This window comes from Pedococcus cremeus, from assembly GCF_900111375.1.
GTDB lineage: Bacteria > Actinomycetota > Actinomycetes > Actinomycetales > Dermatophilaceae > Pedococcus_A > Pedococcus_A cremeus.
Map to the genome: position 1 here is coordinate 1 of NZ_FOHB01000018.1, position 18821 is coordinate 18821.

General features: G+C 70.7%; 14 protein-coding genes and 1 pseudogene. 4 read left to right on the top strand and 11 right to left on the bottom strand.

Going from position 1 to position 18821, the window contains the following annotated elements:
* From BMW78_RS20300 to pth, 6 genes are all read right to left on the bottom strand, one after another.
* The coding region (locus BMW78_RS20300; RefSeq protein WP_245736050.1) for a N,N-dimethylformamidase beta subunit family domain-containing protein at window positions 1-4506 on the bottom strand (4506 nt) is incomplete at its 3' end.
* A gap of 27 nt (window positions 4507-4533) precedes the next feature.
* A complete protein-coding gene (locus tag BMW78_RS20305) occupies window positions 4534-5151 on the bottom strand; it encodes an RNA polymerase sigma factor (RefSeq protein ID WP_091763416.1) in 618 nt (205 codons plus the stop codon).
* Entirely contained in the window at window positions 5148-6143 is a 996-nt protein-coding gene (locus tag BMW78_RS20310; RefSeq protein ID WP_091763437.1) for an NAD-dependent epimerase/dehydratase family protein, read from the bottom strand. Before BMW78_RS20310 ends, BMW78_RS20305 begins: the two co-directional genes overlap by 4 nt.
* Complete coding sequence (locus tag BMW78_RS20315; protein ID WP_091763418.1) at window positions 6140-7228, bottom strand: Gfo/Idh/MocA family protein; 1089 nt, start codon at window positions 7226-7228, stop codon at window positions 6140-6142. The genes BMW78_RS20310 and BMW78_RS20315 overlap by 4 nt, the downstream gene beginning before the upstream one ends.
* Window positions 7229-7364: 136 nt before the next feature.
* Entirely contained in the window at window positions 7365-8912 is a 1548-nt protein-coding gene (locus tag BMW78_RS20320; RefSeq protein WP_091763420.1) for a sugar transferase, read from the bottom strand.
* Between the two features lie 390 nt (window positions 8913-9302).
* Window positions 9303-9911 (bottom strand): aminoacyl-tRNA hydrolase, encoded by a 609-nt coding sequence (pth, locus tag BMW78_RS20325; RefSeq protein ID WP_091763422.1) that lies wholly within the window; start codon window positions 9909-9911, stop codon window positions 9303-9305.
* Window positions 9912-10026: 115 nt separating this feature from the next.
* On the opposite strand from pth, the gene BMW78_RS20970 reads away from it, so the two are divergent.
* Together BMW78_RS20970 and BMW78_RS20330 are read left to right on the top strand one after the other, a co-directional pair.
* A complete protein-coding gene (locus BMW78_RS20970) occupies window positions 10027-11082 on the top strand; it encodes a hypothetical protein (RefSeq protein ID WP_177180491.1) in 1056 nt (351 codons plus the stop codon).
* Window positions 11079-12035 (top strand): methionyl-tRNA formyltransferase, encoded by a 957-nt coding sequence (locus tag BMW78_RS20330; protein WP_177180492.1) that lies wholly within the window; start codon window positions 11079-11081, stop codon window positions 12033-12035. Before BMW78_RS20970 ends, BMW78_RS20330 begins: the two co-directional genes overlap by 4 nt.
* Before the next feature lie 83 nt (window positions 12036-12118).
* Here the strand turns inward: BMW78_RS20330 and BMW78_RS20335 are convergent, their stop codons facing one another.
* A complete protein-coding gene (locus BMW78_RS20335) occupies window positions 12119-12790 on the bottom strand; it encodes a 50S ribosomal protein L25/general stress protein Ctc (RefSeq protein WP_091763426.1) in 672 nt (223 codons plus the stop codon).
* A gap of 142 nt (window positions 12791-12932) precedes the next feature.
* Window positions 12933-13961 carry an EamA family transporter gene (locus BMW78_RS20340; protein ID WP_091763428.1) on the bottom strand — a complete coding sequence of 343 codons (1029 nt, stop codon included), beginning with the start codon at window positions 13959-13961 and terminating at the stop codon, window positions 12933-12935.
* A 106-nt stretch (window positions 13962-14067) separates the two neighbouring features.
* Here BMW78_RS20340 and BMW78_RS20345 point away from each other — a divergent pair, with 106 nt between their 5' ends.
* On the top strand, window positions 14068-14607 hold the full coding sequence (locus tag BMW78_RS20345) for a CGNR zinc finger domain-containing protein (RefSeq protein WP_091763430.1): 540 nt from the start codon (window positions 14068-14070) through the stop codon (window positions 14605-14607).
* A gap of 45 nt (window positions 14608-14652) precedes the next feature.
* On the opposite strand, the gene BMW78_RS20350 is transcribed toward BMW78_RS20345, so the two are convergent.
* The 3 genes from BMW78_RS20350 to BMW78_RS20360 form a co-directional block, all read right to left on the bottom strand.
* The gene (locus BMW78_RS20350) at window positions 14653-15633 is read right to left on the bottom strand and encodes a ribose-phosphate diphosphokinase (RefSeq protein WP_091763432.1); all 981 of its coding nucleotides are present in this window, start codon (window positions 15631-15633) and stop codon (window positions 14653-14655) included.
* The gene (gene glmU / locus BMW78_RS20355) at window positions 15630-17102 is read right to left on the bottom strand and encodes a bifunctional UDP-N-acetylglucosamine diphosphorylase/glucosamine-1-phosphate N-acetyltransferase GlmU (protein WP_091763434.1); all 1473 of its coding nucleotides are present in this window, start codon (window positions 17100-17102) and stop codon (window positions 15630-15632) included. The genes BMW78_RS20350 and glmU overlap by 4 nt, the downstream gene beginning before the upstream one ends.
* 80 nt (window positions 17103-17182) lie before the next feature.
* The gene (locus BMW78_RS20360) at window positions 17183-18280 is read right to left on the bottom strand and encodes a DNA glycosylase AlkZ-like family protein (RefSeq protein ID WP_091763435.1); all 1098 of its coding nucleotides are present in this window, start codon (window positions 18278-18280) and stop codon (window positions 17183-17185) included.
* Between the two features lie 232 nt (window positions 18281-18512).
* Between BMW78_RS20360 and BMW78_RS20365 the strand changes: the two are divergent.
* A pseudogene (locus BMW78_RS20365) lies at window positions 18513-18821 on the top strand (hypothetical protein); the annotation flags it as partial.

Genomic DNA, 18821 nt, shown 5'->3' on the forward strand with positions numbered 1-18821 from the left:
CACGTCCGCCTTGAACTTCACACCCAGCTCCACCGCGGAGGAGTCCGCCGCGCTCGCCGTGCCCGGCGTCGCCGAGGCCGACCAGATCGTGCAGCCCGAGCAACCCGTCGCCGACGGAGTCACCGCGTTCGAGGCCGCCGACTGCGCACCCGTGCCGACCGCGTTCGTCGCCGACACCTTGAACGTGTACGACGTCCCGTTCGTCAGCCCGCTCACGACCGCCGTGGTCGCCGGCGGGTTCCCCGTCACCGGCGTCGACGCCAGGGCCGTCGACCCGGCATACGGGGTCACCGTGTAGCTCGTGATCGCACTGCCACCGTCGGACGGCGCCGTCCACGACACCGTCGCCGACCCGTCACCACCAGCCGCAGTCACGTTCGTCGGTGCCCCGGGAGCGGTGGCGCCGCTGCTCGGCGTGACCGTGTTCGACGCCGCCGACTGCGGGCCCGTCCCGACGACGTTCGTCGCGGTCACCTTGAAGGTGTAGGCCGTGCCGTTGGTCAGCCCGCCCACCGTCGACGTCGTCGCCGGCGGGCTGCCACTCACCGTCGTCGTCGTCTGTGCCGTCGTCCCGATGTACGGCGTGACGGTGTAGCTGGTGATCGCGCTTCCGCCGTTGGCGGGCGCGGTCCAGCTCACCGTGGCGGAGGCGTTTCCTGCCGTGGCGGTCACGGCGGTCGGAGCGTCCGGCGCCGTTGCCGCCGAGGGCGTGACGGAGTTGGAGACAGCCGAGTCCGGTCCGGCACCGATCGCGTTCGTCGCCTTGACCTTGAACGTGTATGCCGTCCCGTTCGTCAGCCCACTCACCGTCGCCGTCGTGGCCGGCGGGTTCCCGGTGACGGTCGTCGGCGTTTGGGCCGTCGTCCCGATGTACGGCGTGACCGTGTAGCTCGTGATCGCGCTGCCACCGTTCGACGGCGCGGTCCAGGTCACCGAGGCGGACGCGTCGCCAGCGGACGCAGTGACGTTGGTCGGCGCGGCGGGCGCCGTCGCGTTGCTCGTCGGTGTGACCGTGTTCGACGCCGTCGAGTCAGGACCTGCGCCAACGGCGTTCGTCGCCTTGACCTTGAAGGTGTATGCCGTCCCGTTCGTCAGCCCGCTCACCGTCGCCGTGGTCGCCGGCGGGTTCCCCGTCACCGTCGTCGGCGTCTGCGCCGTCGTCCCGATGTACGGCGTGACCGTGTAGCTCGTGATCGCACTGCCACCGTCGGACGGCGCGGTCCAGGTCACCGAGGCCGACGCGTCGCCGGCGGACGCAGTGACGTTGGTCGGCGCGGCGGGTGCCGTCGCGGACGTCGTCGAGAAGACGACGTCGACGAAGTAGGCCTCCGACTGGTAGGTGCTGCTGGGGAAGGCGCTGGTCGAGGTGTAACGGTAGACGCCGTTGCCTCCGCTCACGCCGTCCTTCAGCGCGTGGAGGGGGCCGTTGTCCACCCCGGAGGCCGCGAAGTACCCGGTGTCGGCGGCATAGTGCCCTGCCGGCGCGAAGTAGGACGCGACGTACACCGTTCCCGCGGTGATGGTCACCGGGTTGGCGAACATGACCTGCTGCCAGCCCGAGGCGGTCTCACCCGTCACGGTGGCCGAGGCGAGCTTGGTGCCGGTGCTCGTCCACAGGTTGGCGATGTGCGTTCCCGTGTTCGTGTTCGCCTTGTAGAAGCGGATCCCCTTGATCTCGCCGTTCACGTCCGCCTTGAACTTCGTGCCGATCTCGGTCGCGTTGGGGTCGCCCTGGTCAGGGGTGTTCGGCACGGTCGTCGCCGTCCAGATGGTGCAGGCCGTGCAGCTCGTCTTCGACGGCGTCACGGCGTTCGACGCCGCCGAGTCAGGACCGGTGCCGACCGCGTTGGTGGCGGAGACCTTGAAGGTGTATGCCGTCCCGTTGGTCAGTCCGGTCACCGTGACCGTCGGGTCCGAGATGGTGCCGCTCACCGTGGTCGGCGTCTGCGCCGTCGTGCCGATGTACGGCGTCACCGTGTAGCTGGTGATGGCGCTGCCACCGTCCCCGGGGACGGTCCACGCCACCTGCGCCGAGGCGTCACCGGGGGTGGCCGACACGCCCGTGGGAGCACCCGGCACGGTGGCCGCGCCGCTGTTGGCGTTGAACATCACGTCGACCCAGTAGTTGCGGGCGCTGACGCTGGTGTTGGGGAACGTCGTCGTGGCGGAGGTCTTGTAGACCCCGTTCGTGGTGCCGCTGACGTTCCGCAGGGCGTGCAGGGGCGGGCTGTCCATGACGCCGTTGGAGTAGGGGTCAGGGGACGGCGCGTTGTACATGTAGTCGTCGTCCTGGGCCGTGTGCCCCACGGGCGCGAAGTACGACGCGACATACGTGGTGTTCGCGTTGACCGCCACGGGCGTGGCGAAGGTGACCTGTTGCCACCCGGATGCGCTCTCGCTCGTGAAGGTCGCCGACGCGAGTTTGGTGCCGGACGACGTCCAGAGGCTGCCCACGTGCGTGCCGGTGTTCTTGCTCGACTTGTAGAAGCGGACGCCGGTGACCACCCCGGAGACGTCGGACCTGAACTTGACGCCCACCTCGACGGCGCTGGCGCTGCCGGAGTCGGCCTGGGTCGGAGCCGAACCCGTGCCCCAGATGGAGCAGGTGCAGCTGACGTTGAGCGACTTTCCCGCAGAGGGCGTCTCGAGGTTCCCGCTGTCGTCGACGGCACGCGACCTGATGGTGGTGCTCGGGTTCCCGTGTGCCACCCAGCTGTAGGTCCAGCTCGTCGTGCCCGTGGCGGGGTGCCATGTCTTCCCGTCGTCAGTGGAGACCTCCACCCCTGCGACCACGCCACCGCCCGTGTCGGCCGCCGTGCCGGAGATGGTGATCTTCCCGCCGTCGCCGACCGTGGACGCGCCTGCGGGCGAGGTGATCGTCGAGGTCGGCGCCGCGGTGTCCGTGGACGCCGTCGCGGCCGTCAGTCCGGACAACAGGGCGTACGGCTGCACCCCCATGTCGGCGAAGAGGTTGACCGTGGCCTGCTGCATGTTCCGGTCAGGGCCGTTGCCGGGGTCGAGACCCCACGACCACTGCACCGTCCCCGCACCGAAGACCAGCGCCCCACTGGGTGCGCGGTACAGCGTGAGGTTGTGGGTCGCCGTGCCACCGGTCTTGGTGGTGCTGCCGTAGTCGGTGAAGACCTCGGCCGAGGTGGACGTCGTCGAGGACATCCGGAAGGACCCCGCCGGCCGGAAGCCGTTGTCCGGGTCGACGTCCCACTCGTAGCCCAGCGTTCCGAGCCCGGCTCCGAGCGTGAGCGTCTGGCCGGTCGGCAGGCTCGCGACGCCGGTGTTGCGCCAGAACCGCAGCTGGGAGTACTGCGCGGGCACCCTGATGTCCGTGGTGCCGGAGTTCACCTGGAACAGCTGGCCGGTGAGGGCGTTCTGGGGCCTGCCGCCGTCGCCGGGTGGGCTGAACCGCGGGTCCTGCCACGTGCCCGTCCAGGCGACCGGGTCGGCCTGCCCGTCGTAGTGGGTGTCCTTGTAGGCCACCAGGGTCCGGTTCGGCGTGCTGGTCCCGTCGTAGCTGGCCTCGGTCCTCGTCTTCCAGAAGACCTCGTTGCCGCTGAAGAACGCGAGGTTCAGGCCCTTGTCCCGGGCCGCCTCGACGTTGGCGCGCTGGGTGCCCGACCAGTACTCGTCGTGCCCGACCGAGAGGAACGCCTTGTGGTTGTTCAGCAGGGAGCCGCCGGTCGTCGTGCCGACGTCGATCCCCGTCGTGTAGGACACGTCGAAGCCGTTGGCCTCGAGGAACCGGATCATCGGGTACTCGGTGTACATCAGCCAGCTGCGGCCACCCGAGTCGTCCTCAGCCGAGTGGAACGGACGGTTGTACGACACCTTGGACGCACCCTTGTATGCCGCCGGGCTGCCGGGCGGGCAGCTGACCGCACAGGTGTAGAGGCTGTTGCCGCCGTAGGTGTTGTAGGCCTGCCAGGTCTCGTCGGAGGTCTGGAACAGCAGGTCGGAGTGGCTGTTGTCGTTCTTCACGATGAACACGATGTGGCTGGCGCCCGTGGCGTCCTCCCGCACCAGGTGCGCGATGTAGACGCCCGAGACGGCGTCGGTCGGAACGGTCCAGGACGCCGAGACGGCCCAGTTGCCGCAGTCGATCAGCCCGGTGGAGTCCTGCAGGGTCAGGCACGACGGCTGCGTCTGCGGCAGCGTCGCCGACGGCTTGAGGTTGGCGGCAAGCTTCCGGGCACCGTTGCCCTGGTAGTAGCCCATGCGCAGGATGTCGAAGTGGTAGGCCTTCGACGGGGTGTTGATCTTGAACCGCACCGTGTCACCGGGGTTCACGCTGATCGAGGTCGCGAAACCCTGGATCGACGGTGAGCCTGCTCCCGTGATCGACCAGTCGCTCGATGGCGTCCCCGGCTTGCTGTTCTCACACGCGATGACGTTGACCGGCGCCGCGCACGGGTCAGCGGCGGCCGCCGGAGCCGCCTGCATCACCTGGAAGGGCAGGACGAGGGACAGCGCGAAGAGCGCGAGGAGGCTCACCGCGACACGGAACCGGCTGTGGGGCATCTAGATCGCCACCATCGCTCGTAGTCTGCGAACGCAGCGGCCCCGAGTGGGCCCGATGCTGCCGATCGGTACGCCCAGCTCGGCACTGATCTGCTCATAGCTGGGCTGCGGGTCCTGCGTCATGAGCTCGAGCATCGAGCGCCAGGCGTCCGGCAGGGTCGCCACGGCCGCTTGGGCGCACTCGGCCTGCTCCCGCGTGATCAGGGCCTCGTCCGGGGGTGCCTGAAGCCGGTCGTGGTCGTCGAACGTCGACTCGTCGTCACTGGGCACGAAACGCTGACGGTGGGCGACGTGGCGCAGCGACTCGCGCTGCGCCGTGGTCGACAGCCATGAGCCGACGCGCGAGGGCTCCCTGACGTCGTCGATGTTCTCGAAGAGCCGCAGCCACGTCGTCTGCACGACGTCTGCGGCGTCCCACTCGCTGAGCCCGTGCCGGAAGGCGATGTGCCACAGCAGCGCCACGTAGCGCCCGACCAGCACGTCCCACGCCGCGGGGTCTCCAGCCGCCGCATCGCGGACGAGCTGGGCAACCTCGCTGTCCGCCTGGCCCGTACTCGCCTGGCCCGACGTGGAACCGGCCCCGGCCCCGCCCCGGTCCGTCGCCCTCTGCTGCCTCATGACGTGTGCACCTCGCGGCCGGCAGCGACGACGTCACGCTGCGGCCTCCACCACTCGACGAGCTCGCGAAGCCCCTCCTCGAGGCCGACCTCGGCCACGAACCCGAGGTCGGTGGCCGCTGCTCGGGTGTCGGCCAGGCGGCGGGTCACGCCGTTCACGGCCCGCTCTGGCCCGTGCTCCACGGCCAGGTCGGAGCCCATGGCCCGGAGCAGGGCCTCGGCCAGCCCGAGCAGGCTGGTCTCCTGGCCGCTCGCGACGTTGTAGACACCCTCCGTGACGTCGCTCGCCGCGGCGAGGAGGTTCGCCCTGGCGATGTCGCGGGTGAAGACGAAGTCCATCGTCTGGCGACCGTCACCGAAGATCAGGGGCGGCTCACCGTCGGCGATCCGCTCCATCCACCGGACGAGGACCTCGGTGTAGAGACCGTGCACATCCATCCGCGGGCCGTAGACGTTGAAGTACCGCAGGCCGACGTGGTCGAGGCCGTACATGGCGCGGAAGCTGCGCGCCATGCCCTCGTTGAAGGACTTGGCCGCGCCGTAGAACGTGTCGTTGTTGTGGTGGTGGTGCCGCTCGCCGGTCGGGAAGGACTCGGCCAGACCGTAGACGGAGGCGGACGAGGCGTAGACCAGCTTCTGCACCTTGGCCTGGACTGCCGCCTCCAGCACGGTGAACGTGCCGTCCACCAGCACCTCGAGCGCGAGCCGCGGCTCCTCCGCGCACTGGGTGATGCGGATCGCGGCCTGGTGGAACACCAGGTCCTTGCCGCGGGTGACGTCGTGCACCAGGTCGCGGTCGCGCAGGTCCCCCTTGACGAGGGTGACCCCACCGCGGTCGAAGGCGTCGGCGAGGTTCTCCTCACGACCACGGACCAGGTTGTCCAGCACGTCGACGTGCGCGACGCCCGCGTCGAGGAGCTGGTCGACGATGGTGGACCCGATCGTGCCTGCCCCTCCGGTCACGAGCACGCGGGCTCCCCGTAGAGCACTCATCGGGTCGCCCCTGCCCACAGGCCATCGGTGGCGGTCAGTGCAGGGACCAGTGGCGCCACGGGCACCATCCCGCCCTGGGCCGCCAGGCTCGACCGCGTGGCCTCCAGCACCGAGAGCACGCGCAGGCCGGCCCTTCCGTCGGTCTGTGGCGCCCGTCCGTCCCTGATGGCGGCGGCGAACTCCGACACCATCAGCTGAAGCGCCTCGTGCTCGGGCAGCGACGGGGCGTGCATGTCGCCGAGCCGGTAGCTGACGTTCACCGCGGCCCGCTCGGTGAGGTCGGCGGCGTCGGCGGTGAACCCGAGCTCGACGCCCCGGTCGTACACCGAGAGCCGCTGCTGCGGGTTGAGGTCGTCCCAGACGACCGTGCGGCGGCTGCCGCCGATCACCATCTGGCGGATCTTGGTGGGGCTCAGCCAGTTCACGTGGATGTTGGCGATGGACCCACCGGGCAGCGGCATCGTGAGGTAGCCCAGGCATGACCGACCGGCACCGATGGGGTCGCTGCCGTGGGCGGAGACGCCCTCGGGCGACAGGCCGCCGGGCAGGATGAAGTCGAGGATCGACAGGTCGTGCGGCGCGAGGTCCCAGAAGACGTCGACGTCCGGCTGCACGAGGCCGAGGTTGATCCGCACCGAGTCGACGAAGAGCAGGTCACCGAGCTCGCCTTCGGCGATCATGCGCCCCAGGTGCTGGACGACCGGTGTGTAGCAGTAGGTGTGGTCGCACATGAGGACCAGGCCGAGCTCGTCGGCGCGACGCACCATCGCCTCGGCGTCCTCCCGGCTCGAGGCCAGCGGCTTCTCCACCAGCACGTGCTTCCCCGCCTCGAGCGCCGCCATGGCGATGGGCCGGTGGGTGTTCGCCGGCGTGGCCACGGCCACCGCGTCGACATCGGTCCGGGCCAGCAGGCGCTCCAGCGACGTCTCGACGTCCACGGTGCTCCGGTCACCCACGACCTTGCGGGCCCTGGCCTCGTCGAGGTCACACACGGCCACGAGGTCCCAGTCCGGGCTTCCCCTGAAGTTGCGCACGAGGTTGGGCCCCCAGTAGCCCGCTCCCACGACACCAACGCGCAGCGTCATCCTTGTTCCCCTTCCACAGCCGTCCCGCCCCCGGGCCGGCTCCCACACCGCCGTGCGGCGGTCCCTTCACCACTTCTGGCCGAGTCGGTCGGCCAGAGCGTCACCACGTCCCCCGCTGCTCCACGCAGGCGGGCCATCAGTACGCCCCCGTCCCCCGCAACACCGCCCGCGCGGTGCGGAAGATGATCTGCAGGTCGAGGGCCAGCGACCAGTTGTCGACGTACCAGAGGTCGAGCCGCAGGGACTCCTCCCAGGAGAGGTCACTGCGACCGCTCACCTGCCACAGCCCGGTCAGGCCCGGCTGGACCCGCAGCCGTCGTGCCGCGTCGGGCTCGTAGCCCTCCACCTCGCTCGGCAGCGGCGGCCGTGGGCCGACGAGCGACATCTGGCCTCGAAGCACGTTGAGCAGCTGGGGAAGCTCGTCGAGCGAGTACCGCCGCAGCACACGACCGACCCGGGTCACACGCGGGTCGCGACGCATCTTGTAGAGCACCGTGTTGCCGGCGTCCTGGACGCCCAGCAGGTCGGACAGCCGCGCTTCGGCGTCGACGCACATCGTGCGGAACTTCAGCATCTGGAAGTGCTCGCCCTTGGCACCCACCCGGGTCTGGCGGAACAGCACGGGGCCCGGCGAGTCGAGCCGCACGGCTACGGCGATCACGAGGAGAACTGGGAAGGCAAGGACCGCGGCCGCGACCGCGAGTACCCGGTCGACCACCTTCTTCACCGCGCGCCGTGCACCTGACATCACCGGTCGCTCGACATGCAACAAGGGCATGCCGGCTGCACGCCGGATCGACAGCCGGGGGCCGGCCACCTCGAAGATCCCCGGCGCCACGATGAGGTCCACCTCGCGCTCCTCCAGCGCCCACGACAGCCGCCGCAGGGCGTGGCCGCACAGGTCCGGATCTGCAGAGACGGCAACCACTTCCGCGTCGAAGAGGTCGACAGCCGACATGGCTTCCTCGGGGTAGCCGAAGACCGGCACGCCTTCGACGTCGGTGGCCTCGTCGTCATCGGTCATGAGCCCCGACACACACGCTGCGACGACCTGCATCCCCTGGCCGGGGGCGCGCCGGATCTCGCGGATGAGCGGGCCGATCGAGCGGGCGTCCCCGATGACCACCGTTCTCTGCACGTCGAGCCCTCGCGCGCGGCGTGACTGGAGGCGTCGCCTCAGCAGGTGCCGCTCGGTCATCCCGATCACGAACAGCATGGGGAGCACGGTCATGATGAAGCCGCGGGAGAGCTCGAGCTTCAGGACGTAGGAGATGACGGCCACCAGCGCCAGCACCAGGAACGTCGAGTGGAACACCGCGCGGTACTCCTCGGTGGCCGTACCGAGGTACCGACGCTCGTAGCCATGAGTCGCGGCAAGGGCCCCGACCCACAGGACCGGGATCAGCGCCAGCAGCTGGCTCTCGTGGGTGGTTGGTCGCATGTTCGACCACATCGCCAGGGCAGCCGCGGCAGCCGCGGCGCCTGCGACGAGGTCCAACAGGAAGGCGTTGCGCCGGTAGGTGACGTCCCACGGCCGGCGCGAGCCGAGGCCGCCGGCCTCCCCCGCTGCGCGCGGCGGCGCGGACGCACGGTCCCCGAGGCGAGCGACGATGTCCCTCGCCGCCTCGCCCACCAGACGGGCACCGTGCGCGTTGCGGCGCCCGGCCCTCACGAAATCAGTCATGCCCACTCCCCAACCCCAATGCCGCTGAGAGCCGACGCTAGCCCTGCGTGTGGGCGGGGTGACAGGGGAACAAGCGACCTACTTGACCCTTCCAAAAGCCAAGTGGGACAAGGAAATGCGGTACCTAGGAAGGTCTGTGGAGAGCTCTCTCCACCGCCGGTAGTACGTCATCGGCAGTAGGACCCTCGACCGCAGACCCCACTGGCTCCCGCGCATGGCGTAGGCAATTGGGGCATACCGGTACCCGGCGGCCCCCGCCTCCGTCTTTCGGACTGTGGGGACCGTCCGAACTACGCAGATCGCGGCCGGACGGCTGTCACCGAAAAATGGTCAGTGACTAGTCACGCACTCCTGGGCGCTTTGTACCGGAGCCTTCCGGGTGAGCGCGGGTCAGGCCGGGCTGTGCCAGCGCTGCTGGGTCGCGAGGAGCCCGTCGGAGAGCAGCTGTTCCGTGGCGTCGGCCGCATCCGAGAGCAGGAACGGCAGCTCCTTGCGCTCGGTCACCGAGAAGTCCCGCAGCACGAAGTCGGCCGGGTCCATCCGGCCGGGCGGACGCCCGATACCCACCCGCACCCTGAGGTAGTCCTTGGTGCCCAAGGCGGAGCTGATCGAGCGGAGCCCGTTGTGACCGCCCTCTCCGCCGCCGATCTTGAGCCGGATCGCGCCGGCCGGGATGTCGAGCTCGTCGTGCACGACCACGATCCGCTCCGGCTCCACGGAGTAGAACTTCGCCAGCGCCTTCACGGGTCCGCCCGACTCGTTCATGTAGCAGGACGGAACGGCCAGCACGGCGCGAGGTCCGGGTGCACCACCCGGCAACGTGCCCACACGCACCTCACCGACGGCGGCGCGCGCCTTGTGGGACCGCAGCTTCGAACCAGCTCCGTGTCGCGTGACCAGCTCGTCGACCACCATGGCACCGACGTTGTGGCGGTTGCCGGCGTAACGCGGTCCGGGGTTGCCCAGACCGACCACGAGCCACGTTCCGTTGGCATCCATGGCCGGACAGTATGCCAACGCCGTCCCCCCGTTGGTGCAGGCGCCCTGGTGGGCCGTTCGGCCGACATGGCGCAATCCAGCCTCACCGACGTGGCACCGGTGCCAAGGTCGGGACATGGGGACGGAGACGACGCCGCTCGCGCGGAAGATCGCCGGGGCGGTGGACGACCTTGCCCTGGACCTGCGGGGACGCACGGTCCTCACCGAGGCCGCGACCGGTCCGTACGTCGTGACGGTGCTGCTCGCTGCTGCGGCGGGGGCGAAGGTCTACGCGTTCGGCAAGGACACGCGCCACGGGTCGTTCACCGACGCCGTGCGCGAGACGAGGTCCGCGATGGCTGCGACCGGGCTCGACGGCCGTGACGTGACCTTCGTCGACCGGCTGACACCGGAGGTGGTCGGCGCGGCCGACGTCATCACCAACAGCGGTCATCTCCGCCCGCTCGACGAGGGACTGCTTCGACACGCGCGCAGCTCGGCCGTCATCCCGCTGATGTACGAGGCCTGGGAGTGGCGCGACGGTGATGTCGACCTCGCCTACGCCCGCAGCCGCGGGATGGCGGTCGGGGCCACGAACGAGCGCCACCCCTGTGTCGACGTCTTCGGTTACCTCGGTGACATGGCACTGAAGCAGCTCTTCGACGCGGGCGTCTGCCCCTACCGCAACACGCTTGTGCTCGTGACCAACAACGACTTCGGCCCCTACATCGCGAGGACGCTGGGAAAGGTGTGCGACGGCTTGGCGGTCGTGGCGCCCGACTCGCAGCAGGAGCGGTATGCCGCGCTCGCCGGCGTCGAGTGGGTCGGTGGCTTTCCTCGCGTCCGGGTGCCCGACGAGTTCCGGGCCGCCGAGGCCGTCGTGTTCACGGCGTACCCGTTCGACGACGTGTGGATCCGCGATGGCGGCCCGATCGACGCAGCGGAGGTCGCCGGCGCGTTCGACCACCCCCTGCTGCTCCGGTATGCCGGCGACGTCGACATCGAGGACCTCGAGGCCCACGGCGTGCGCTACTTCCCTCCCCACGTCAGCTCGGGACACATGGGAGTACTCCCGTCCGCCATCGGGATCGACCCCGTGATCCGGCTGCAGGCAGGTGGCCTGAAGGCGGCAGAGGCGCTCCTGACCGGGGTGCACAGCCACGCCGGACTCCCGGTGGTGGAGCTGCTGTGACGACGGCCTTCCCGACCCTGCTGGCGATCGGCCGCTCACGCCTCCTGTTCGACTCCATCGAGCACCTCGCCGACCGGGGGTACCCGTTCGGCGTGATCGTCACGGCGCCCGAGAGCGCCGAGTACGACGTCAGCCCCGCGGACTTCGAGCAGCTGGCCGGGCGACTCGGCTGCGACTACTTCCTCACCACCAAGGCGGCTTCGGCAGAGGTGTGTGGGGCGCTACGTCGTCGGGGAGTCAGCGCCGGGATCAGCGCCAACTGGCAGTACGTGCTGCCCCCGTCGTTCCTGGACCTGTTCCCACTCGCCCTCCTCAACCTGCACCTGGGCAACCTCCCCGACTACAAGGGGAATGCGACGGTGAACTGGGCGATCCTCAACGGCGAGAACGAGATCCACGCCAACATCCATCGAATGGTGGCGGACCTGGATGCTGGGGACGTCCTGGCCCGGGAACGGATCACCATCGACGAGGTGACCTACGTCGGAGACGTGCTGGCCGAAGCCACGCGGGTGGCTCCCGACCTGTTCGAGCGGGCCCTGACAAGCCTCGCGGAGGACCCCGGCGCGTGCCTGGTCCGAGGACGGGTGGAGGGTCTTCGCTGCTACCCCCGCCTGCCCCAGGACGGGCTCATCGACTGGACCCGGGCGGCGGTCGACGTCGCGCGCCTGGTGCGCGCCTCCTCACGGCCCTACCCCGGAGCCTTCTCGTACCTCTGCGACCGCCGCGTCGTCGTGTGGCGGGCTCGGGTCGCTCCGACGACGCCGTTCCTCGCCGTTCCCGGCCACGTCCTCGGCACCGACCCCGACGGCACCCGCCTTCGGGTTGCGTGCGGCGCCGGAGCAGTCGACCTCGAGGAGCTGTGCGTCGACGGCGCGCCGGTGCCGGCGGCAGCGCTCACGCGAAGCATCCGGGCCCGGTTCTCGAACGCGCCGATCGACGGTGGGCCCTAGGGCCAGAGCAAGCCCGAGATGCGCGGAAGGCCGGGTCCGACACGGACCCGGCCTTCCGGCACACAGACTTCTGAGGGCTGGCGTCAGGCCTGCTCGCCCTCGGCGGCAGCCTCACCCTCGGCCGGAGCAGCCTCACCCTCGGCCGGGGCCTCGGGCTCCTCGTGCTCGATGCCCGCCTCGGCCTCGGCCTCGGCCAGCTCGGCCTCGAGGGCCTCGGCGGTGACCTGAGCGGTGACGTTGACGACCAGGACCTCCGGGTCGGTGAGCAGCACGGCGCCGCGCGGCAGCTCGACCTGAGAGGCGTGGATCTGGGTGCCGGCCTCGACGCCCTCGACGGAGACGATGACGTTCTCGGGGATGTTGGTGGCCTCGACCTCGAGCTGCAGCACCTGGCTGTCGACGGTGACGACGGTCTCGGCAGCGGCCTCGCCCTCGACGTGCACCGGGACGTCGACCGTGACCTTCTCGCCACGCTTCACGACGACGAGGTCGACGTGCTCGATGACCGGCTTGATGGCGTCACGCTGGATGTCCTTGGCGAGCGCGAGCTCCTCCTTGCCGTCGATCTCGATGGTCAGCAGGGCGTTGGCCTGCTTGAGCGCCATCATCGTCTCGTGGCCGGGCAGCGTGATGTGCACGGGCTCCGTGCCGTGGCCGTACATGACCGCGGGGATCTTGTCGGCGCGGCGGATCTTGCGGGCGGCACCCTTGCCGAACTGGGTGCGCTTCTCGGCGACGAGCTTGGACTCGGACACGGTGGACTCCTATCGGGGGGGACATCAGTGGACGCGGTAGGCCTCGACGCGGGGCGCAGCACGGAGACTCCACCGCGTCGATCACGGACGGGCGCGGCCGGTAGCCGTGCAGGGTCCCTCGCCGAGGCACAACCCGAGAAGTTTAGGGGACAGGCGTCGGGACCGTGAAATCCGCGTCGGAGCCGTCGTCGAAGGGGCGTGCCTCGGCGGTCGCCCGGCCGCCGACCCGCTCACCACCGCGCCCGTCGACCCGCAGCTCGCCGAGGCGGACGGCGACGACCCCGGCGACGACCAGCAGACCGCCGGCGAGCTGCACCAGGCCCGGCAGCTCCCCGAGCAGCACCCAGGCGATCACGATGGCGAAGAGCACCTCGGTGAGCATGAGGAAGGAGGCCAGGGTCGCCCCGAGGTGGCGCACGGCCCCGATGCCCGCGGCATACGCGAAGGCGGCAGCGACGACGGCGAGCTCGGCGATCGGCACCCACCAGGCCAGCTCGGTGCCGCCGACCACCACGGGGTCGGTGGAGGCCTGCATGGGCAGCAGTCGCGCCAGCCCGGCGAGGCCCAGGACGACGGCCCCGACCACGAGACCCGCCCACGCGAGCGCGAGCGGCGGCAGCGACTCCTCGTGCTCGCGCTCGGAGAGGAGGAAGTAGCCGACCAGCCCGGTGGCCGCGAGCAGGCCCCACGCGACACCGGTCAGGCTCAGGCGCACTCCCCCGACGACGTCGAGCACCAGCAGCAGGCCGGCCATCGCGAGGACGACACCGGCGAGGGTGAGACGCGTCGGGCGCTTCCCGCGCGCCCACAGGTAGCCGACGATGAGCACGGGCGCGAGGTACTCCAGCAGGAGGGCGACGGCCACCGAGAGCCGCTCGACGGCGTTGAAGTAGGCGAACTGGCACAGCGCCACCGCGATGAGGCCGTAGGCCACCGCGAACCCGGCGTTGCGGCGCAGCAGGTGCCACCGCCCGCGCAGCACGAAGACGGCCGCGGGCAGCAGCGCGAGCGCCGCGCCGCTCATGCGCGCGGTCACCACGGCGCCGGGGCTCCACCCCGCCACGAGGAGCGACTTGGCGAACGCGCCCGAGCTGCCGAAGGTCGCGGCCGACGCCAGGGCGAGCCCGAGACCCAGGCCGGCGCGGCGCGTGGTGGTGGGGGGCTGTGCCATGGGTCCTCTTCCGACGGTCAGGGCGCTTCCTCCAGCGGAGCCGCCTGTCAGGAGTGAAGTGCGTTTATGGTGATGACGGTACGGATGGCCGACGACAGGAGTCAAGGTGCTATTTGCCCATGACACGGAGACGGCGCTCGTTGCTGCGGCTGCGCTGGTGAACACGGCGACCGACGGCGACTCGCTGCGGACCGTCGAGGACCTCGACCGGTTCGTCGAGCGCTACGAGTGGACCGGCTCGCGCACGCGGGACGATGCCGAGCTGCGGGCCGTCCGCGACCTGCGCCCCCGGCTGCGTGAGATCTGGCTCGGCGACACCGGCACCGTCGTCGAGGGGGTCAACGCCCTCCTGGCCGAGCACCACGCCCTGCCACAGCTCGTGCGGCACGACGGCTGGGACTGGCACCTGCACGCCACCTCCCCCGAGGCACCGCTCGCGACGCGCATGGCGGTCGAGGCTGCGATGGCACTCGTCGACGTGGTGCGCAGCGGCGAGACCGGCCGGCTCGGGGTGTGCGCCGCCGACGACTGCGACGACGTCGTCATCGACCTGTCGAAGAACCGCTCACGCCGCTACTGCGAGAAGGGCTGCGCCAACCGGGTCCACGTGGCGGCCTACCGGGCCCGCCGCGCCAAGGGCGCGTGACGCAGGTATGCCGCGGGCAGTGGCCCGCGGCATACCTCGAGTAACTCAGGCGCGGCCGTCGAACAGGCTGGTGACGGAGCCGTCCTCGAACACCTCGCGCACCGCGCGGCTGATCAGCGGCGCGATCGACAGCGTCGTCAGCTTGTCGAACTGGCAGTCGTCGCCGATCGGCAGCGTGTTGGTGACGATGACCTCGCGCGCGGCACAAGCCTTGAGGCGGTCGACCGCCGGCCCGGACAGGATCGCGTGCGTCGCCGCGATGACCACCCCGGAGGCGCCGGCCTCCATGAGTGCATCGGCGGCCTTGGTGATGGTCCCGGCCGTGTCGATCATGTCGTCGACGAGCACGCAGACCCGGCCCTCGACCTCACCGACGACGCGGTTGGCCACCGTCTCGTTGGGCCGGTCGATGTCACGGGTCTTGTGGATGAAGGCCAGCGGCGCGCCGCCCAGCCGCTCCGACCACTGCTCGGCGACCTTGATGCGGCCGGCGTCGGGCGAGACGACCGCGAGCGACTCGTGGCCGTACTTGTCGCGCACGTAGTCGCTGAGGATCGGCAGGGCCATGAGGTGGTCGACCGGGCCGTCGAAGAAGCCCTGGATCTGCGCGGTGTGCAGGTCGACGGCCATGAGTCGGTTGGCTCCGGCGGTCTTGAGCATGTCGGCGACGAGCCGCGCCGAGATCGGCTCGCGGCCGCGGTGCTTCTTGTCCTGCCGGGCGTAGCCGTAGAACGGCAGGACGACGGTGATGCGCTTGGCGGAGGCGCGCTTGAGCGCGTCGATCATGAGCAGCTGCTCCATGATCGCCTGGTTGATCGGCGTCGCGTGGCTCTGGATCACGAACGCGTCGGACCCGCGCACGGACTCCTGGTAGCGCACGTAGATCTCGCCGTTGGCGAAGTCGTAGGCCGTGGTCGGCACGAGCTCGGTGCCCAGGAGCGCGGCGACCTCCTCGGCCAGCTCGGGGTTCGCGCGACCCGAGAAGACCATGAGGTTCTTCTGGGTCGTCTTCACGATGCCGGTCACGACTGGTCCGCCTCTCCTGCGTCAGGGGTATGCCGTTCGGCTGCCTCCGCGGCGGCCGCCGTCTTGGTGCCGGCGCGCTTGCGCGCCACCCAGCCGTCGATGTTGCGCTGCTGCCCGCGGGCCACGGCGATCTGGCCGGGGTCGACGTCGCCGGTGACGGCGGACCCCGCTCCGACGTAGGCGCCGTCGGCGATGTTGACCGGCGCGATGAGCACCGAGTCGGAGCCGACGAAGCTGTGCCGGCCGACCGTGGTGTGGTGCTTGGCGACGCCGTCGTAGTTGGCGAAGATCGTGCCGGCGCCGATGTTGGCGCCCTCCCCGATGGTCGCGTCGCCACAGTAGGTCAGGTGGGGCACCTTGGCGCCGTCACCGATCCTGGCGTTCTTGGTCTCGACGAAGCCGCCGATCTTGCCCTTGGCGCCGAGCACCGTGCCGGGCCGCAGGTAGGAGAACGGGCCGACGGTGGCGCCCGCGCCGATGACGGCGAGGAGGGCCTCGGTGCGCTTGACCTCAGCGCCCTCCCCGACCTCGGTGCCGTCGAGCGTGGTGTCCGGGCCGACCGTGGCGTTCGCGCCGACGACCGTCGGGCCGAGGAGCTGGGTGCCCGGCAGGATCGTGGCGTCGCGGCCGATGGTGACGTCGGCGTCGACCCAGGTGGTGTCCGGGTCGACGATCGTCACGCCCTCGCGCATCCACTTCTCGCAGATGCGGCGGTTGAGCTCCTTGCCCAGGCGCGCGAGCTGCACGCGGTCGTTGACGCCCTCGGTCTGCCACAGGTCGTCGATGAGGTGGGCGCTGACCCGCCGTCCGGCTGCACGGGCGATCGCGAGCACGTCGGTGAGGTACTTCTCGCCCTGCGCGTTGTCGGTGGTGACCTCGGCGAGCGCGGAGCGGAGGACATCGGAGTCGAAGGCGTAGATGCCCGAGTTGATCTCGGTGATGGCCAGCTGCTCGGGGGTCGCGTCCTTGTGCTCGACGATGCCCTCGACCGCGTCGTCGCCGCCCCGGATGATCCGGCCGTAGCCGGTCGGGTCGGCGAGGTTGGCCGTGATGACGGTGACCGCGCTGCCGCTCGTGGTGTGGTGCTCGACGAGCTGGTGGAGCGTGTCCGCGGCCAGCAGCGGCACGTCGCCGTAGGTGACCAGGACCGTGCCCTCGAGCTCCTTCGGCAGGACCTCGAGCGCGCACTCGGCCGCGCGGCCCGTGCCCTTGACCTCGTCCTGGTCAGCGATGACGGCCTTCGGGTCGACCTCCGCCACATGGGCGGCGACGAGGTCGCGCTCGTGGCGGACGACGACGGCCAGGTGGTCGGGGCCGGTGGCCCGTGCCGCGGCGATCGCGTGGCCCACGAGGGTCCGGCCGCCGATGCGGTGGAGGACCTTCGGGGTGGAGGACTTCATCCGGGTGCCCTCACCTGCGGCGAGGACGATGACTGCGGCGGGGCGGACGGTGCCGGTGGGGCTGTTCACGCGTGAGGGCTCCAGTGCTCGGGTGCCTCAGGACGCCGTCATGCTACCGGCCGGATACCAGTGGTCCACCCGGCGGCTGCTCACGCGAGGACGAGCTCGAGGTCGAGCCAGCGGGCGAGGTCGCGGGCCTCGCGGTCGACGGCGTCCCGCACGCGGGCGTTGAAGGGCTCGTCCTCGTGCACCGCGTGGACCCGGAGGACGCCGGCCGCCTGGTCGGCGGTGGCATCGAGCTTCCCGACGAGCCGGTCGCCGTACAGGATGGGCATCGCCCAGTAGCCCCACCGCCGCTGGCCCACCGGCTTGTACATCTCGAGCTGGTAGTCGAACTCGAAGATCTCAGCCATCCGCTTGCGGTCGACGACGAGCCGGTCGAGGGGCGACAGGAGCGCCGCCCTGCCGCGGAACGGCTGGCCGAGCCGCTCCGGGTCCACCCGCCAGGTGCCACGGACCCCTTCGATGACCGCTGGTTCACCGGCCTGGCCGGCGTCCAGCGCCTCCACGCCGCAGTAGGGGCCCTTGCTCCGCGCGATGCCGAGGGCCCTCAGACGGCGCTCGTCGCGAGCCGCCCGGGCGTCCTCGGCCGGGACGACCTCGCCGTCGGGGTGGACGCGGTGGGCGAGGTCCCACAGCCGCTCGCGCCCCTCGCGTGCCGACACCGCCACCTCGCCGCGGCGCTCCATGAGGTCGAGCATCCGTTGCACGTTGCGTCCGTTGTTCCAGCCGCTGGAGCGCCACGGGAGCACGCAGGTGTCCGGGAGGTCGCGCGCGGGCGTCGGGCCCTCCGACCGGAGGTGGCCGAGGATGTCGTCGCGACAGACGTCGTTGGTCTCGAACCAGTCACGCAGGTCCTCCTCCCAGTCGCGGAGCGGGCCACGGCCCGGCCAGTCGGCCATGTCCTCGCGGAACAGCGCCAGGTCCTCGGCCGGGCGGATCACTCCCTGGTACTCCACCAGGGACCGCTCGTCGAGCAGCCCGTCGAGCGCCGCAGGGTCGTAGCGGGAACCGAGCCGGGTCCAGCAGACCAGGTCGGCGCTCGGGGCCACGGCAGCGGTGAGGTCGACCTGCAGGAGGCCGAGGTGGCGCACGACCTCCAGCAGGTCGGCTGGTCGTGGTGCCGCGAGCAGCTGCGCCCGAACGGCGATCCGGCGTGCCTCCTGACGGGTCAGCCGGTGCTCCATGGGCCGACCGTAGGGCAGCGAGAGGACAGCGTGCGGACTGAAGAGCCGACCCCGCGCGGCCTGACGAGCCGACGCCAGGCGGTTTGACGGCCCACACCGCCCGGCCTGAGCGGTTGCCCAGCCTCACAGGTCACTCATATGTGGCGACACGGGTCCTGACAGGGCCGCCGCCGACTGTGGAGGCACGACCACCGGGCGATGGGCCCGTCCAGCCGACGAGAAGGACATGAACATGGCTGTCAGGAAAGAGATGGCGATCACCGCGGCGGCCATCGCCGCCGCGGGAGTGCTCGTGGCAGGGGTGACAGCTGTCTCCAACGCCTCGACGACGACCCAGGTGGCCAACACCGGCTACTCGATGCCGGGCCAGGGTGGGTACGGCGGCCAGGACGGCGACGGCGCCCGGGGCGGCATGGGCGGCATGGGCGGCGGCATGGGTGGTCACCACCACACTGCCGTCACCGGCACCGAGCTCGCCAACGTCAAGGCCGCCGTCAAGGCCAAGGACTCCTCCATCACCGTGACCACCGTCATGAAGGAC

Excerpts from the sequence above, each read along its gene's own strand:
- BMW78_RS20305 (WP_091763416.1), bottom strand. The coding sequence starts at position 5,151 with ATGAGGCAGCAGAGGGCGACGGACCGGGGCGGGGCCGGGGCCGGTTCC.
- BMW78_RS20310 (WP_091763437.1), bottom strand. The coding sequence starts at position 6,143 with ATGAGTGCTCTACGGGGAGCCCGCGTGCTCGTGACCGGAGGGGCAGGC.
- BMW78_RS20315 (WP_091763418.1), bottom strand. The coding sequence starts at position 7,228 with ATGACGCTGCGCGTTGGTGTCGTGGGAGCGGGCTACTGGGGGCCCAAC.
- BMW78_RS20320 (WP_091763420.1), bottom strand. The coding sequence starts at position 8,912 with ATGACTGATTTCGTGAGGGCCGGGCGCCGCAACGCGCACGGTGCCCGT.
- pth (WP_091763422.1), bottom strand. The coding sequence starts at position 9,911 with ATGGATGCCAACGGAACGTGGCTCGTGGTCGGTCTGGGCAACCCCGGA.
- BMW78_RS20970 (WP_177180491.1), top strand. The coding sequence starts at position 10,027 with ATGGGGACGGAGACGACGCCGCTCGCGCGGAAGATCGCCGGGGCGGTG.
- BMW78_RS20340 (WP_091763428.1), bottom strand. The coding sequence starts at position 13,961 with ATGGCACAGCCCCCCACCACCACGCGCCGCGCCGGCCTGGGTCTCGGG.
- BMW78_RS20360 (WP_091763435.1), bottom strand. The coding sequence starts at position 18,280 with ATGGAGCACCGGCTGACCCGTCAGGAGGCACGCCGGATCGCCGTTCGG.